The 14,452-nt window shown below is 59.7% G+C and carries 14 protein-coding genes; 9 read left to right on the top strand and 5 right to left on the bottom strand.

All coding sequences use genetic code 11. The features are described 5' to 3' along the window. Positions 1-136 precede the first annotated feature (136 nt). The 4 genes from AB4N53_RS09445 to AB4N53_RS09430 all read right to left on the bottom strand — a co-directional run bounded on the left by AB4N53_RS09445 (position 137) and on the right by AB4N53_RS09430 (position 4,193). On the bottom strand, positions 137-1,012 hold the full coding sequence (locus AB4N53_RS09445) for an ABC transporter permease subunit (RefSeq protein WP_460120053.1): 876 nt from the start codon (positions 1,010-1,012) through the stop codon (positions 137-139). Next, a complete protein-coding gene (locus AB4N53_RS09440) occupies positions 1,009-1,923 on the bottom strand; it encodes an ABC transporter permease subunit (protein ID WP_460120051.1) in 915 nt (304 codons plus the stop codon). The genes AB4N53_RS09445 and AB4N53_RS09440 overlap by 4 nt, the downstream gene beginning before the upstream one ends. Continuing rightward, on the bottom strand, positions 1,920-3,062 hold the full coding sequence (potA, locus tag AB4N53_RS09435) for a polyamine ABC transporter ATP-binding protein (RefSeq protein WP_460120049.1): 1,143 nt from the start codon (positions 3,060-3,062) through the stop codon (positions 1,920-1,922). Before potA ends, AB4N53_RS09440 begins: the two co-directional genes overlap by 4 nt. Before the next feature lie 369 nt (positions 3,063-3,431). Continuing rightward, positions 3,432-4,193, bottom strand: coding sequence for a gamma-glutamyl-gamma-aminobutyrate hydrolase family protein (locus tag AB4N53_RS09430; RefSeq protein WP_460120047.1), 762 nt, complete (start codon positions 4,191-4,193; stop codon positions 3,432-3,434). Positions 4,194-4,475: 282 nt separating this feature from the next. Here AB4N53_RS09430 and AB4N53_RS09425 point away from each other — a divergent pair, with 282 nt between their 5' ends. The 6 genes from AB4N53_RS09425 (at position 4,476) to AB4N53_RS09400 (ending at position 11,063) form a co-directional block, all read left to right on the top strand. Then, positions 4,476-5,852 carry a glutamine synthetase family protein gene (locus AB4N53_RS09425; protein WP_007918694.1) on the top strand — a complete coding sequence of 459 codons (1,377 nt, stop codon included), beginning with the start codon at positions 4,476-4,478 and terminating at the stop codon, positions 5,850-5,852. Positions 5,853-6,035: 183 nt separating this feature from the next. Further along, positions 6,036-7,526 carry an aldehyde dehydrogenase gene (locus tag AB4N53_RS09420; protein WP_460120045.1) on the top strand — a complete coding sequence of 497 codons (1,491 nt, stop codon included), beginning with the start codon at positions 6,036-6,038 and terminating at the stop codon, positions 7,524-7,526. Positions 7,527-7,575: 49 nt separating this feature from the next. Continuing rightward, positions 7,576-8,859 carry an NAD(P)/FAD-dependent oxidoreductase gene (locus tag AB4N53_RS09415; protein WP_460120043.1) on the top strand — a complete coding sequence of 428 codons (1,284 nt, stop codon included), beginning with the start codon at positions 7,576-7,578 and terminating at the stop codon, positions 8,857-8,859. A 698-nt stretch (positions 8,860-9,557) separates the two neighbouring features. Next, a complete protein-coding gene (locus AB4N53_RS09410) occupies positions 9,558-10,106 on the top strand; it encodes a cupin domain-containing protein (RefSeq protein ID WP_011333561.1) in 549 nt (182 codons plus the stop codon). 196 nt (positions 10,107-10,302) lie between these two features. Beyond that, a complete protein-coding gene (locus AB4N53_RS09405; protein WP_460120041.1) occupies positions 10,303-10,587 on the top strand; it encodes a hypothetical protein in 285 nt (94 codons plus the stop codon). A 191-nt stretch (positions 10,588-10,778) separates the two neighbouring features. Further along, positions 10,779-11,063: a hypothetical protein gene (locus AB4N53_RS09400; RefSeq protein ID WP_095181995.1), complete on the top strand. Its 285-nt coding sequence runs from the start codon at positions 10,779-10,781 to the stop codon at positions 11,061-11,063. A gap of 70 nt (positions 11,064-11,133) precedes the next feature. On the opposite strand, the gene AB4N53_RS09395 is transcribed toward AB4N53_RS09400, so the two are convergent. After that, complete coding sequence (locus AB4N53_RS09395; RefSeq protein WP_460120039.1) at positions 11,134-11,565, bottom strand: hypothetical protein; 432 nt, start codon at positions 11,563-11,565, stop codon at positions 11,134-11,136. 158 nt (positions 11,566-11,723) lie between these two features. Here AB4N53_RS09395 and AB4N53_RS09390 point away from each other — a divergent pair, with 158 nt between their 5' ends. The 3 genes from AB4N53_RS09390 (at position 11,724) to AB4N53_RS09380 (ending at position 14,317) form a co-directional block, all read left to right on the top strand. Next, entirely contained in the window at positions 11,724-12,146 is a 423-nt protein-coding gene (locus tag AB4N53_RS09390; RefSeq protein WP_460120037.1) for an HD domain-containing protein, read from the top strand. A gap of 143 nt (positions 12,147-12,289) precedes the next feature. Continuing rightward, positions 12,290-13,345, top strand: coding sequence for an AbrB family transcriptional regulator (locus AB4N53_RS09385; RefSeq protein ID WP_460120035.1), 1,056 nt, complete (start codon positions 12,290-12,292; stop codon positions 13,343-13,345). 186 nt (positions 13,346-13,531) lie between these two features. Next, positions 13,532-14,317: a DeoR/GlpR family DNA-binding transcription regulator gene (locus AB4N53_RS09380; protein WP_460120033.1), complete on the top strand. Its 786-nt coding sequence runs from the start codon at positions 13,532-13,534 to the stop codon at positions 14,315-14,317. The last annotated feature ends 135 nt before the right edge of the window (positions 14,318-14,452 follow it).

Below are 14,452 nucleotides of genomic sequence, written 5' to 3'. Positions count from 1 at the left end.
TTATTCAAAAACACAAAGCCAAAACTCGGTTAACAGCGCCAGCATGTGTAGGAGCTGTCGAGTGAAACGAGGCTGCGATCTTTTGATCTTTCACATCAAGATCAGAAGATCGCAGCGTGCCGCAGCTCCTACAGGGTTATGCGGTGGCGGCTTGTTGCTGTGGTTGCCACGACTCGTTCGCGGTCTGATCCATCGCTTCCTGGATCGCCCGCTTGCGGTTGGCTTCTGCCTTGCGGCCGAAATACCAGACCAGGAAAGTCACCAGCGACACTGCCAGCAGAATCAGGCTGGCCACGGCGTTGATCTCGGGTTTGACGCCCAGGCGCACCGCCGAGAACACTTCCATCGGCAGCGTGGTCGAGCCCGGGCCGGAGACGAAGCTCGCCAGCACCAGATCATCCAGCGACAAGGCGAACGACATCATCCCGCCCGCCGCCAGCGACGGTGCGATCATTGGAATGGTGATCAGGAAAAACACCTTGAACGGCTTGGCGCCCAGATCCATCGCTGCTTCTTCGATCGACAGATCCAGCTCGCGCAGGCGCGCGGAGACTACCACCGCCACATAGGCCGCACAAAACGTGGTGTGGGCGATCCAGATGGTGACAATGCCACGCTCCTGCGGCCAGCCGATCAGCTGCGCCATCGCCACGAACAGCAGCAACAGCGACAGACCGGTGATCACTTCCGGCATCACCAATGGCGCGGTTACCAGGCCGCCAAACAGCGTGCGCCCCTTGAAACGCGTCACCCGCGTCAGCACGAAGGCCGCCAGCGTCCCCAGTGCCACAGCGGCAATCGCGGTGTAGCAGGCGATCTCCAGCGAGCGCAGCACCGAGCCCATCAGTTGCGTGTTGTCGAGCAGGCCGACATACCACTTCACTGACCAGCCACCCCACACCGTCACCAGCTTCGAGGCGTTGAACGAGTAGATCACCAGAATCAGCATCGGCAGATAAATGAACATCAAGCCGAAGATCAGCATGAATTTGGAAAAGTTGAAGCGTTTCATCCCCGTGCCTCCATCTCTTTGGCCTGGCTGCGGTTGAACAGCAGAATCGGCACAATCAGGATCAACAGCATCACCACCGCCAGCGCAGAAGCCACCGGCCAGTCGCGGTTATTGAAGAACTCCTGCCACAGCACGCGACCGATCATCAGCGTCTCCGGGCCACCCAACAATTCCGGAATCACGAACTCACCTACCACCGGAATGAACACCAGCATGCAGCCGGCGATAATCCCGTTTTTGGCCAGCGGCACAGTGATTTTCCAGAAATTGTTGAAGTTGCTCGAGCCCAGATCCTGCGCGGCTTCCAGCAGGCTGTTGTCGTGCTTGACGAGGTTGGCGTAGAGCGGCAGCACCATGAACGGCAGATAGGCGTAGACCACGCCGATGTACACCGCCGTGTTGGTGTTGAGGATCTCGATCGGGTGATCGGTGAGCCCGGTCCACATCAGAAACCCGTTGAGCAAACCGTTGTTGCTGAGGATGCCCATCCACGCATACACGCGGATCAGGATCGCCGTCCAGGTCGGCATCATGATCAACAGCAGCAGGACATTTTGCGTTTCCTTGCCGGTCTTGGTGATCGCGTAAGCCATCGGGAAACCGATCACCAGGCACATCAGCGTGCTCAGTGCCGCGACCTTGAGCGAGCCGAGGTACGCCGACAGATACAGCTCGTCTTCACCGAGCAGGGTGTAGTTGCCGATGTTCAGCAATAGCTGGAATTTCTGTTCGGCGAAGGTGTAGATCTCCGAGTACGGCGGGATCGACAGCGCGGCTTCCGAGAAGCTGATCTTCATCACCAGAAAGAACGGCAGCATGAAGAACAGGAACAGCCAGATGAACGGAATGCCGATCACCAGTTTTCGTCCGCTGGGCACCAGGCGCGAGAATTGCTGATTGAAAGTTCTCATGAGCGCAGTACCACGCCGCTGTCGTCTTCCCACCAGACGTAGACCTTGTCGTCCCAAGTCGGCCGCGCGCCGCGGCGTTCGGCGTTGGCCATGAACGACTGGACGATCTTGCCGCCGGGCAGCTCGACGTGGAACACCGAATGGCCGCCGAGGTAGGCGATGTCATGCACCTTGCCTTCGGACCAGTTGTAGCGGAACTCCGGTTGAGTGGTGCTGACGAGCATTTTTTCCGGGCGGATGGCGTAGGTGATCGACTTATCCTGCACCGACGTGCTGACGCCGTGACCGACGTAGATCTTCTGCTGCAGGTCCGGGCTGTGAATGATCGCGTGGCCTTCCAGATCTTCCACCACAGTGCCGTCGAAAGCGTTCACGTTGCCGATGAATTCGCAGACCATGCGGCTGACCGGCGCTTCATAAATGTCCACCGGGCTGCCGATCTGCGCGATCCAGCCCAGGTGCATGATCGCGATGCGCTGGGCCATGGTCATGGCTTCTTCCTGGTCGTGGGTCACCATCACGCAGGTCACGCCGACGCGCTCGATGATCTCCACCAACTCCAGTTGCATCTGTGAACGCAGCTTTTTGTCCAGCGCACCCATCGGCTCGTCGAGCAGCAACAGCTTCGGCCGTTTGGCCAGCGAGCGGGCGAGGGCGACGCGCTGTCGCTGACCGCCGGACAACTGGTGCGGGCGGCGCTTGGCGTATTGGGTCATGTGCACCAGACGCAGCATTTCTTCGACGCGGGCATCGATTTCGCTGGCAGGCAAACGGTCCTGTTTGAGGCCGAAGGCGATGTTCTGCGCCACGGTCATGTGCGGGAACAGCGCGTAGGACTGGAACATCATGTTGATCGGCCGCTCGTACGGCGGCATGTCGGTGATGTCCACGCCATCGAGCAGAATCCGCCCCTCGGTCGGCCGCTCGAAACCGGCGAGCATGCGCAGCAGAGTCGATTTGCCCGAACCGGAACCGCCCAGCAGGGCGAAAATCTCGCCCTGATGGATCTCCAGGGACACATCGTCCACGGCCACGGTTTCGTCGAACTTCTTGGTGACACGATCGACTTTCACCAGCACCTTTTTCGGTTGCTGATGACCTTCGAGTGCCTTGCGGTAAGTGCTGGAGGCGTTTGCCATGTGAAACTCCCAACAGGTTTCGTTTGCCTGGCCAATGTGGCCGGGCTTAAGTGGATTGCGGAGCGGTCCGGAATGCCTCTCAGCTGGCGCAGAACCTGTGGGAGCGAGCCTGCTCGCGAATATGGAGTGTCAGTCGACATCATCGTTTGCTGATACACCGCTTTCGCGAGCAGGCTCGCTCCCACAGGGGATATGCGTTGACCTGAGTGGCCTTTGTCCGTACCAATCCGGCTTGTTCGGCGCCGCCGTCCTGGCTGCCTGGGTCGTACTTGTTGTTATCACGGGTGTTGCGGTTCACGGCTGACGGATGTGCAAACGCACACCCGCCAGCCGTGGGGGCAGTAAATCGTTATCTGGTTTGGGATTGCGTCAGCCCTGACTGCGCTTCGCCGCCCGTTGCCGGCACGCTGCGCCGAACGCCTGGAAAATCTTCAGGTAGTTCGGGTTGTCCAGCACCTGCCATTCCGGATGCCATTGCACGCCGAGGGCGAAGGTCGGGCTGTGCTCGACCGAGATCGCTTCGATCAAACCGTCCGGTGCCACGGCTTCAGCACGCAGGCCGGGAGCGAGGCGGTCGATGCCTTGGCTGTGAATCGAATTGACCTGAAATTCGTCGGGCAGCTCCAGTGCTTCGAACACACCGCCAGCGATCACGCTGACCGCATGGGCCGGGGCGTATTGCACGGCCACATCCGGGCTGTCGGCTTCACGGTGGTCGAGCATGCCGGGCAGCTCGTGCACCTTTTGATGGAGGCTGCCGCCGAACGCCACGTTCATTTCCTGGAAACCACGGCAGATGCCGAGCACCGGAACGCCCGCCGCGATAGCTGCACGCAATAAAGGAAGGGTGGTGGCGTCGCGGGCCGGATCATGATCCGTGCCGGGGGCGCTGGCCGGGCCTTGGTAGTGGAAGGGCTCCACGTTCGAGGGAGAGCCGGTCAGCAACAGACCGTCGAGCTGACCCAGCAGGTCTTCGATTTCGGTCAGGTTACCGAGAGAAGGAATGACCACCGGCAACCCTTCAGCGCCAACGCTGACAGCACGGACGTACTTGTCGCCGCTGATGTGGTAGGGGTGAAGGCCAATCTGTTTGACGCACGCAGTAACGCCGATCAATGGCTTGAATGCCATTTTTATTCACCTCGAAGTCTGTCACTTGAACGAGCTTTTCCGGAGCTTAGCCTCGTTGATTTTAATTAACAACTGCCATGTAAAAAATTCTAAACGCCGTTCATCAAATCGCTCAGGTTTACCGGGGTTTGCCGGCGGATATGGCACGAGAGTGTTAATAAAAGCCCGAAAAATAAAGGCTGCAGGGCAGGGTGTTCGCTATTGACTTCACTTTGCCTTTCGGATTGACTGGCTGCGCAACACGGTGGTGAACATAATAATTAACGGCTAAATAGGTGCATCATGTCGGTCCCTCTGCGTACCGTTCAACTCAACGAAGCCAACGCATTCCTTAAGAAATATCCTGAGGTTTTGTACGTCGACCTTCTGATTGCGGATATGAACGGTGTGGTGCGCGGCAAGCGCATCGAACGCACCAGTCTTCATAAGGTGTACGAAAAAGGCATCAACCTGCCGGCGTCGCTTTTCGCGCTGGACATCAACGGCTCGACGGTGGAAAGCACCGGCCTGGGCCTGGATATCGGCGATGCCGATCGCATCTGCTACCCGATCCCTGGCACCCTGAGCATCGAGCCGTGGCAAAAGCGCCCGACCGCACAACTGCTGATGACCATGCACGAGATCGAGGGCCAGCCATTCTTCGCTGACCCGCGTGAAGTGCTGGCCAATGTAGTGCGCAAATTCGACGACCTCGGCCTGACCATCTGCGCGGCATTCGAACTCGAGTTCTACCTGATCGACCAGGACAACGTTAACGGGCGTCCGCAGTCGCCACGTTCGCCGGTATCCGGCAAGCGTCCGGTGTCCACTCAGGTCTACCTGATCGACGACCTCGACGAATACGTCGACTGCCTGCAAGACATCCTCGAAGGCGCGAAAGAGCAGGGCATCCCCGCTGATGCGATCGTCAAGGAAAGCGCCCCGGCGCAGTTCGAAGTCAACCTGCATCACGTCTCCGACCCGATCAAGGCCTGCGATTACGCGGTCCTGCTCAAGCGTCTGGTGAAGAACATCGCCTACGACCACGAGATGGACACGACCTTCATGGCCAAGCCATATCCCGGCCAGGCCGGCAACGGTCTGCACGTGCACATTTCGATTCTGGACAAAGAAGGCAACAACATCTTCGCCAGCGAGGATCCCGAGCAGAACGCCGCACTGCGTCACGCGATCGGCGGTGTGCTCGAGACCCTGCCGGCGCAAATGGCGTTCCTCTGCCCGAACGTCAACTCGTATCGCCGCTTTGGCGCGCAGTTCTATGTGCCGAACTCGCCGAGCTGGGGGATCGACAACCGCACCGTTGCCGTGCGCGTGCCGACCGGTTCAGCGGACGCCGTGCGCATCGAGCACCGCGTCGCCGGTGCCGATGCCAACCCGTACCTGCTGATGGCGTCGGTGCTGGCTGGTATCCACCACGGCCTGACCAACCAGATCGAGCCCGGCGCGCCGGTCGAAGGCAACAGCTACGAGCAGAACGAGCAGAGCCTGCCGAATAATCTGCGCGACGCCCTGCGCGAACTTGACGACAGCGAAGTCATGGCGCGCTACATCGACCCGATGTACATCGACGTGTTCGTCGCCTGCAAGGAAAGCGAACTGGCCGAGTTCGAGAACTCGATTTCTGACCTTGAGTACAACTGGTATCTGCATACGGTCTGACGGTTGACCCACCGCCGTAACCCTGTAGGAGCTGCCGAAGGCTGCGATCTTTTGATCTTGCTTTTAAAAAAATCAAAGGCAAAAGATCGCAGCCTTCGGCAGCTCCTACAGGGGATCGGGTTAGCAGATTTTGAACAGCGGCATTCGTCCGCTGCTCACCACCCCCTTGTCGAGCCCAAACCAATGACCACAACCCGCAACGACTGGGAACAACGCTTCCAGTCCCTGTCCATCGAATCCCGCGCCTTCATCAACGGTGAATATCGCCCGGCGATCAGCGGCGACACTTTCGAATGCCTGAGCCCGGTCGATGGCCGCTTTCTCGCCGCTGTCGCCAGCACCGATGAAGCCGACGCCAACCTTGCCGTCGAAGCCGCGCGCCAGTCCTTCAACTCCGGCATCTGGGCGAAAAAAGCCCCGGCCGAGCGCAAGCGCGTGCTGATCCGCTTCGCCGATCTGATCCTGCAACACCAGGAAGAACTGGCGCTGCTGGAAACCCTCGACATGGGCAAGCCGATCAGCGATTCGATGAGCATCGACATCCCGGCGACCGCCAACGCGATCCGCTGGAGCGCCGAGGCCATCGACAAGATTTACGACGAAGTCGCTGCCACCCCGCACGATCAACTTGGCCTCGTCACCCGCGAGCCCTCCGGTGTAGTCGCGGCGATCGTGCCGTGGAATTTCCCGCTGATCATGGCCAGCTGGAAGTTCGCACCAGCGCTGGCGGCGGGTAACTCGTTCATCCTCAAGCCTTCGGAAAAATCGCCACTGACCGCCATCCGCATCGCGCAACTGGCGCTGGAGGCGGGTATTCCCAAAGGCGTGTTCAATGTGCTGCCGGGCTTCGGTCATACCGTCGGCAAGGCGCTGGCGCTGCACATGGACGTCGATGTGCTGGCCTTCACCGGCTCCACGGCGATCGCCAAGCAACTGATGATTTACGCGGGCCAAAGCAACATGAAACGCGTCTGGCTCGAGGCCGGCGGCAAGAGCCCGAACGTGGTGTTCGCCGACGCACCGGATCTGCGTGCGGCCGCTCAAGCGGCGGCCAGTGCCATCGCCTTCAACCAGGGCGAAGTCTGCACCGCCGGTTCGCGCCTGCTGGTCGAGCGCTCGATTCGCGAGCAATTCATTCCGCTGCTGGTGGAAGCCTTGCAAGCCTGGAAACCGGGGCATGCACTGGATCCGGCGACCACCGTCGGCGCCGTGGTCGACCAGCGTCAGCTCGATAACGTGCTGCGCTACATCAGCATCGGCCGCGAGCAGGGCGCCGAGCTGATTGCCGGCGGCCAACGCACCCTCGAAGAAACCGGCGGCCTTTACGTGCAGCCAGCGATTTTCGACGGCGTGACCAACGCGATGACCATCGCCAGGGAAGAAATCTTCGGCCCGGTGCTGTCGTTGATCACCTTCGACACTGCCGAAGAAGCTCTGCAGATCGCCAACGACAGCATCTTCGGCCTCGCCGCCGGGGTGTGGACCAGCAACCTGAGCAAGGCGCACACCTTCGCCCGCGGCCTGCGCGCCGGCAGCGTCTGGGTCAACCAGTACGACGGTGGCGACATGACCGCGCCGTTCGGCGGCTTCAAACAGTCGGGCAACGGGCGCGACAAATCGCTGCACGCGTTCGACAAGTACACCGAACTGAAAGCGACCTGGATCAAGCTCTGATTCTTTTACAGCGGCGGTCGCCCCTGGTTGGCGGCCCTCGGAGAAACCTATGAAACAGCAACACGTAAACAGCTACTACGCCGCCACCCGCAACGAAGTCATCGACTTCCCGATTCTCGAAGAAGCGCTCGACTGCGACGTCTGCATCATCGGTGCCGGCTACACCGGTCTGTCCTCGGCGCTGTTTCTCAGCGAAGCTGGCTATAAAGTCACCGTGCTGGAAGCGGCAAAAGTCGGCTACGGCGCCAGCGGGCGCAATGGCGGTCAACTGGTCAACTCCTACAGCCGCGACGTTGATGTCATCGAAGAGCGCTACGGCGACAAGACTGCAGAAATCCTCGGCAGCATGATCTTCGAAGGCGCCGACATCATTCGTTCGCGCATCAAGGATTACGAAATCAAGTGCGACTACCGCCCGGGCGGTATTTTTGCCGCGATGAACAAGAAACAACTCAACGGTCTGGCTGAGCAGAAGCGTGGCTGGGAACGTTACGGCAACCGCAATCTGAAGATGCTCGACGCGGCGGACATCCGTCGTGAAGTCGGTTCCGATGCTTACGTTGGCGGTTTGCTGGACATGCAGGGCGGCCACGTCCATCCGTTGAATCTGGCCCTGGGCGAAGCCGCCGCCATCGTGCGTTTGGGTGGCAAGATCTACGAGCAATCGGCGGCGGTGGAAATCACCTACGGCGAGCCGATCACCGTACGCACCGCCAAAGGTCTGATCCGCGCCAAATACCTGCTGATCGCCGGCAACGCTTATCTGCCGCAGGGCCTCGACAACCGTGTCACCGCGAAAAGCATGCCGTGCGGCTCGCAGATCGTCGTCACCGAACCGCTGACCGAGCAGCAGGCACGCAGCCTGATCACCAACAACTATTGCGTGGAAGACTGCAACTACCTGCTGGACTACTACCGCCTCACCGCTGACAACCGCCTGCTCTACGGTGGTGGCGTGGTCTACGGCGCGCGGGAACCGGACGATATCGAACAACTGATCCGGCCGAAGATCCTCAAGACCTTCCCGCAGCTCAAGGACGTGAAGATCGACTACCGCTGGACCGGCAATTTCCTGCTGACCATGTCGCGCATGCCGCAGTTCGGCCGCATCGAAAAGAACGCCTACTACATGCAGGGCTACAGCGGCCACGGCGTCACTTGCTCGCACCTGGCCGGTAAACTGATCTCGGAAATGATCCGCGGCGACGCCGAACGCTTCAACGCCTTCGCCTCGCTGCCGCACATGCCAATGCTCGGCGGCCGCACCTTCTCCGCACCGCTCACCGCGCTTGGCGCCGTCTACTACTCCCTGCGCGACCGTTTCGGCATCTGATTGACCTCACCGGCGGCGGCCCAAACCCCCGCCGGTTTTCCTGACATACCTGAGGGCAACAGGTTGAGGGGCCTGTCATCAATGCAGCTGAAACCCCAGACATCAAACGGTGGGAGCGGGCTTGCTCGCGAAGGGGCCATATCAGCCAACATTGGTGTCGCCTGACACACCGCTTTCGCGAGCAAGCCCGCTCCCACAGTGGTTTGGTGTTGTGCCGGGATTTAACGCGCGCCGCCGAGCCCTGTGGGAGTGATGGTGTTGGAAGATTTTGCGCCTGGCGCCAGTTAAATGTGGGAGTGGGCTTGCTCACGAAGGCGGCGGTACGGTCAGCAGCGATGTTGCCTGACACACCGCTTTCGCGAGCAAGCCCGCTCCCACAGGGGGAGTGATGGTGTTGGAAGAGTTTGCGCCTGGCGCCAGTTAAATGTGGGAGTGGGCTTGCTCACGAAGGCGGCGGTACGGTCAGCAGCGATGTTGCCTGACCCGACGCTTTCGCGAGCAGGCCCGCTCCCACATTGGCTGTATTGCCAAGGCAAGATAGAGTTTCGTCCCGCCATCCATCGAACCTGCTGAGCAACGCCGGCAAACGTGATTTAATAGCCGCCTTTCACGGTTCCGGGACACGGGAGCAACGTGATCCGCGCGACCTGCGCGTCACCCGCCACCCACCCCCATCGCCCCTTTTACATAAGGCAGTCATGGATACGGGTTCTCGACTCAAACTAGTACGCGAAAGCTACAAACTCTCCCAGCGCGAGCTCGCCCGGCGTAGCGGCGTGACCAACGCGACCATCTCGCTGATCGAACAGAACCGCGTCAGCCCCTCCGTCAGCTCGCTGAAAAAGCTGCTCGAAGGCATACCGATGTCCCTAGCCGACTTCTTCACCTTCGACCAGCCCCCGCGCGAACACCAATACGTATTCCGCGCCAACGAACAACCCGACCTCGGCCGCCACGGCCTGCGCCTGCTGCTCATCGGCGCCTCCGTCCCCAGCCGCCAGATGCGCCTGCTCCGCGAACAATACGCCCCCGGCGCCAGCTCCGGCGAAGAGCCGATCGTGCATGCCGAAGGCGAAGAGTGCGGTTTGGTCACGCGCGGCACGGTGGAACTGACCGTGGACGGGCAGGTGAGTGTGCTGAGTGCGGGGGATGGGTATTACTTTCCGACGACGTTGCCGCATAAATTCCGCAATATCGGCGCGGATGAGGCGGAGATAATCAGTGCGAATACGCCGGCGAATTTTTGAAGGGCAGGCGTTTCGCATAGGTTTACCGAGGTTGATTTGCAGGCCCTCCAAGGCTGCCTGGGGCGTTGTCATGCGAAGCATTCGGATGTCGACATTTCGCGATGTCTTCAGGCAATAACCACTCGTCCGACACATCGCACGTTCGCCCCACAGCTTCTTCCAATGGTGTAACTCCCCACGCAACGGAAGAGCCACCATGCTGAACCAGAAAATTGCAGTGATCACCCTCGCGGCGTTGCTGTTCGGCAGTGCGCCGTACGCGCTCGCCGCTGGCGAAACGTCGACCCCGAAGGCGAGCGACGGTACCAGCCAGACTCGTGAGCCGGCGTCTCCAGCCACCAATGCCGACCCGGATGCCGATTCGCTGCCCCCAGGTGGTGATGGTGGCAAGACCGACAATGGGCCGGTGCCTTCTGCCTCCAAACCTACCCCTGCGGGTCAACCATCCGGTAGCAGCAGTGGGGGTAGCGGCGGTGGTTGATGGCTCCCTCGCACTAAAATGCCCGGTTTTCCAGCCGGGCATTTTTCTGCATATCAGATAGTGATTTTTCATGACCCGATTTCTCTTGCGAGGTGAAGGGCTGATTTATTTTTGCCATTCGTCAGCCCCTCCGCATTTTCGCCGCTCGCGTTATTCCAATGCATACCTTACCCCGCAAAGGAACCGCCAACATGCGCAAATCCAACCTTGCAGCACTGACCTTGGCCACGCTGTTATCCGCCACTTCGCTTTACGCAACAGCCGCCAGCGACACCCCGGCACCGACCGCTAACGACGGCAACAGCCAAACCAACCCGAGTGCGCCGGAGGACATTCATTCCAACGGTGCCACCGTGCCCAAAGGCACACAGGGCAACACCACCAATAATGATGGCTCAACACCTTCGGGTTCCAAACCGAGTGGTTCGAAGCAATCGAATGACAGCGGCACCAGCAGCGGTGCTGGTGAAGGTTGAAGCTGTTTGCAGATACAGCAAGCCCGGCATCAAGCCGGGCTCTCTATCAGGCAATCCTTGATAACCGAGGCTATTTAGCCTTCCAGTTCCCGCCGCTGTTTTCACAATCAATCTTCGCCTGTGCCAGATGCTCACCGTCGTAGTAATACGTCGTGACTTTGGCGCTGTCGGGCATGTTCAGCGGTTTGGCGCTTTTGTCTTTGCTGGTCGAGTGCGGGTTGGCCAGGGATTCCTGGGTGAGGCGGGCGGTGCAGGTGGCTTGGTAGTGGTCGTCGCAGCGTTCGACTTTCTTCTTGGTGGCATTGAGGGTGTCCTTGCTTTCGTTGCTGCAGGACCAGTTGATGGAGTCCACGGGCATGCCTTCGTATTCGTAGCAGCTGTGGGTTTCCACCGCCGGCACCGCGGCGCTGGAGGAGCGGGTCTGGACGTCGCAGCCTTCAGCCATGACGCAGGTGGGGATGATGGCGAACGTGGCGATCAAGAGCAGCAGTCGGGTTTTCATCGGCAATTCCTCTCCAATGGCGCCGCGTCTGATCGGTGATTTGGCGCTTGTCTGGTTTCGAGGCGGCGAGGGCGGGCAAGGTTCAATCGCTTTGCGCTGCGCGATCTTCGCGTACACTGCGCAACAATCAGAAACATTCAGCGCAGGATTCGATTCCCATGGCCCAAACCCTCGAACGCGCTATCGCCATTGCCGCCACGGCCCACACCGGGCAGGTGGACAAGGGCGGGGCGCCGTACATTCTGCATCCGCTGAAAGTCATGTTGCGCATGAGCACGCTGGAAGAACGCATCGTCGCTGTGCTGCACGATGTGGTCGAGGATTGCGGGGTGAGTCTGGATGACTTACGCGGGGAAGGTTTCAGCGAAGAGGTGCTGGCGGCGATTGCGGCGGTGACCAAATTGCCCGGTGAGTCCTATGAGGATTTTGTCGACCGCGCCGCGCAAAACCCGATCGGGCGAGTGGTGAAGCTGGCGGATCTGGAAGAGAACAGCGATATCTCGCGGATCGCCTCGCCGAGTTGGGAGGATCTGGAGCGGATCGAGAAATATCGGCGGGCGATTGCACGCCTTCGCGCATAGGAATGCAAATCCCCCTGTAGGAGCTGCCGAAGGCTGCGATCTTTTGATTTTGTTTTTGAAGATCAAGATCAAAAGATCGCAGCCTTCGGCAGCTCCTACCAAGGGATGGTGGTGTGTCAGATAAATAGCCAGGAAGGCGAACGATGAAATCCATTGTGTGCTTGTTGATAGCCGCCGCTCTCGGTGCGTTGTTGCAGTTTGAAGGCGTGCCTCACGGCTTGCTGCTGGGCTCGATTGTGGTGACCGCGTTTTTCGCCAGCAAAACCGGCATTGCCCCGGCAACCCCTTATGGCTTGGGCTACATTCAGGTCACGCTGGGCATCGCCACCGGCCTTATGTTCGAAGCATGGGACAGCCAAACGGCCGCAACAATGTTGCCCAGCCTTGGCGTGTTGCTGATCTGCCTGACGGTACAAATTGCACTCGCCGGATGGTGGCTCACACGCGGTGCCGGCTGGAATCGCACTGATGCACTGCTGGCGGTTTATCCCGGCGCATTGGCGGCGGTATTCGATTTGCTTGAATCGGAAAAGGCTTCGAGCAAAGTCATCATCGTACATCTGATGCGGCTGCTGTTGATCACCGTGCTGGTGAGTTTGCTGATTCCCGGGCAAGCAGCGGTGGCTGAAGTGGTCAGCGATCCGTTGACTACCGGCATGGCACTGACCGCACTCTCGGTCATCGCGCTGAGCGTATTGCTCGGGCGTTTGCTGCTGCTGATTGGCGTCCCTGCGCCGTTCATGCTCACTGCGATCATCATCACTGCTGTGTTTGTGAAGACAGGATGGCTGCACGGCTTTCATATGCCGCAGTGGAGCTTGAACCTGGCCGCACTGGTTCTCGGCGTGCGCATTGGCTCGCGATTTCAGGGGCTCGGCATTGCAGAGTTGGCGCGACATGGGCGCACCGCTTTGGTTTCGGTCGGTTTGATGGTCGTCGTTGCAGCGGCATTTGCCGAGGTGGCTGCGCGCTGGCTGGGCAGTGATCCGCTGTCGCTGTGGCTGGCATATATGCCGGGCGCGATCGAGACGATTGCGATTGTCGCGTTTGGCGGCGGGCTGAATGTGGTGTTTATCCTGACGCATCACTTAAGCCGGATGGTATTGCTGCATTTTGCCCCGGCGTTGTTGGTGCAGGTCAGGCGTGGCCCAAGGCAATCGCGAATGACACGACGATCATGCAGGCGAAGGCGAAGTTGAGATTCATGGGCTGTTCATCCTGAGCTTTTGAGAGTGGCGCCATTGTGAACACGCGCCACGCAAAGAAAAAATTCGCCGTGTTGATTCCAATGATCGAAAGCATTGATAGCCGCTGCGTTTGTATTTGCCGGAGACTTTCGCTAGTGTCGCTGAAACCTGCAACTACAAGCACAAACAGGCAGAACCATGCACGACCATTCCATCGCTGAACTTCCATCCTTGCGTCGGCAGAAAATCCTTTTGCTCCTCGAACGCGACGGCAAGGTCATGGCCTCTGAGTTGAGCCAGCATTTCGCGGTGTCCGAGGACACTATCCGCCGCGACCTCGCCGAACTGGACAGCGCCGGGCTGGTGCAGCGCGTGCATGGCGGGGCGCTGCCGCGACCGAAGGACTCCGGCAAGGATTACTTCACCCGCCTGGATGAGACCGATGAGGTCAAGGTCCGTCTGGCGCAAGTGGCGGCGCAGCACATCGAGGACGGGCAGATTGTGCTGTTCGATTCCGGCTCGACCACGTTGCAGGTGGCACGCGCATTACCCGCCGACATCCGCATCACTGCCGTGACCGCCTCACCGCTGACGGCGATTGCCCTGTCGGAATACAAGGGCGTGAAAGTGATTCTGGCGGGAGGGGAGTTGAATCCGCATTCGATGTCGGCGAGCGGTCAGGAAGCGCTGCGGCTGCTGGCGGGGATCAAGGCGGATCTGGCGATTACCGGGGTGTGTGCGATTCATCCCGAGGTCGGCATCACCTCGCTGCATTTCGATGAAGTACCAATCAAACAGGCGATGCTCGACAGTGCAGCGCGGGTGATTGCAGTGACTACGGCAGACAAGTTGGGCGCGGTGGAGCCGTTTGTGGTGGCGCCGTGTACGCGCCTGCATATGTTGATTACCGAGCGGCATCCGGGGTCGGGGAATGTCGAGGATTATCGGCGGTTGGGGGTCATGGTGGAGCAGTTGCCGGATTGAATTTTGTGTGGGGTTTGAGGGCCTCTTCGCGAGCAGGCTCACTCCCACAGGGGATCTGCAGTGAAAATGACTTTGTAGGAGCTGCCGAAGGCTGCGATCTTTTGATTTTGCTTTTTAAAAGCAGGATCAAAAGAT

The sequence above is a fragment of the Pseudomonas sp. H3_E04 genome, assembly GCF_054668915.1.
The sequence above is the reverse complement of the archived record's forward strand: the minus strand, read 5'-3'. Positions and strand labels throughout refer to the sequence as shown.

What these genes read in the sequence shown, in the direction of transcription:
- AB4N53_RS09445 (WP_460120053.1), bottom strand. Translation starts at nt 1,012, where the DNA reads ATGAAACGCTTCAACTTTTCCAAATTCATGCTGATCTTCGGCTTGATG.
- AB4N53_RS09440 (WP_460120051.1), bottom strand. Translation starts at nt 1,923, where the DNA reads ATGAGAACTTTCAATCAGCAATTCTCGCGCCTGGTGCCCAGCGGACGA.
- potA (WP_460120049.1), bottom strand. Translation starts at nt 3,062, where the DNA reads ATGGCAAACGCCTCCAGCACTTACCGCAAGGCACTCGAAGGTCATCAG.
- AB4N53_RS09430 (WP_460120047.1), bottom strand. Translation starts at nt 4,193, where the DNA reads ATGGCATTCAAGCCATTGATCGGCGTTACTGCGTGCGTCAAACAGATT.
- AB4N53_RS09425 (WP_007918694.1), top strand. Translation starts at nt 4,476, where the DNA reads ATGTCGGTCCCTCTGCGTACCGTTCAACTCAACGAAGCCAACGCATTC.
- AB4N53_RS09420 (WP_460120045.1), top strand. Translation starts at nt 6,036, where the DNA reads ATGACCACAACCCGCAACGACTGGGAACAACGCTTCCAGTCCCTGTCC.
- AB4N53_RS09415 (WP_460120043.1), top strand. Translation starts at nt 7,576, where the DNA reads ATGAAACAGCAACACGTAAACAGCTACTACGCCGCCACCCGCAACGAA.
- AB4N53_RS09410 (WP_011333561.1), top strand. Translation starts at nt 9,558, where the DNA reads ATGGATACGGGTTCTCGACTCAAACTAGTACGCGAAAGCTACAAACTC.
- AB4N53_RS09405 (WP_460120041.1), top strand. Translation starts at nt 10,303, where the DNA reads ATGCTGAACCAGAAAATTGCAGTGATCACCCTCGCGGCGTTGCTGTTC.
- AB4N53_RS09400 (WP_095181995.1), top strand. Translation starts at nt 10,779, where the DNA reads ATGCGCAAATCCAACCTTGCAGCACTGACCTTGGCCACGCTGTTATCC.
- AB4N53_RS09395 (WP_460120039.1), bottom strand. Translation starts at nt 11,565, where the DNA reads ATGAAAACCCGACTGCTGCTCTTGATCGCCACGTTCGCCATCATCCCC.
- AB4N53_RS09390 (WP_460120037.1), top strand. Translation starts at nt 11,724, where the DNA reads ATGGCCCAAACCCTCGAACGCGCTATCGCCATTGCCGCCACGGCCCAC.
- AB4N53_RS09385 (WP_460120035.1), top strand. Translation starts at nt 12,290, where the DNA reads ATGAAATCCATTGTGTGCTTGTTGATAGCCGCCGCTCTCGGTGCGTTG.
- AB4N53_RS09380 (WP_460120033.1), top strand. Translation starts at nt 13,532, where the DNA reads ATGCACGACCATTCCATCGCTGAACTTCCATCCTTGCGTCGGCAGAAA.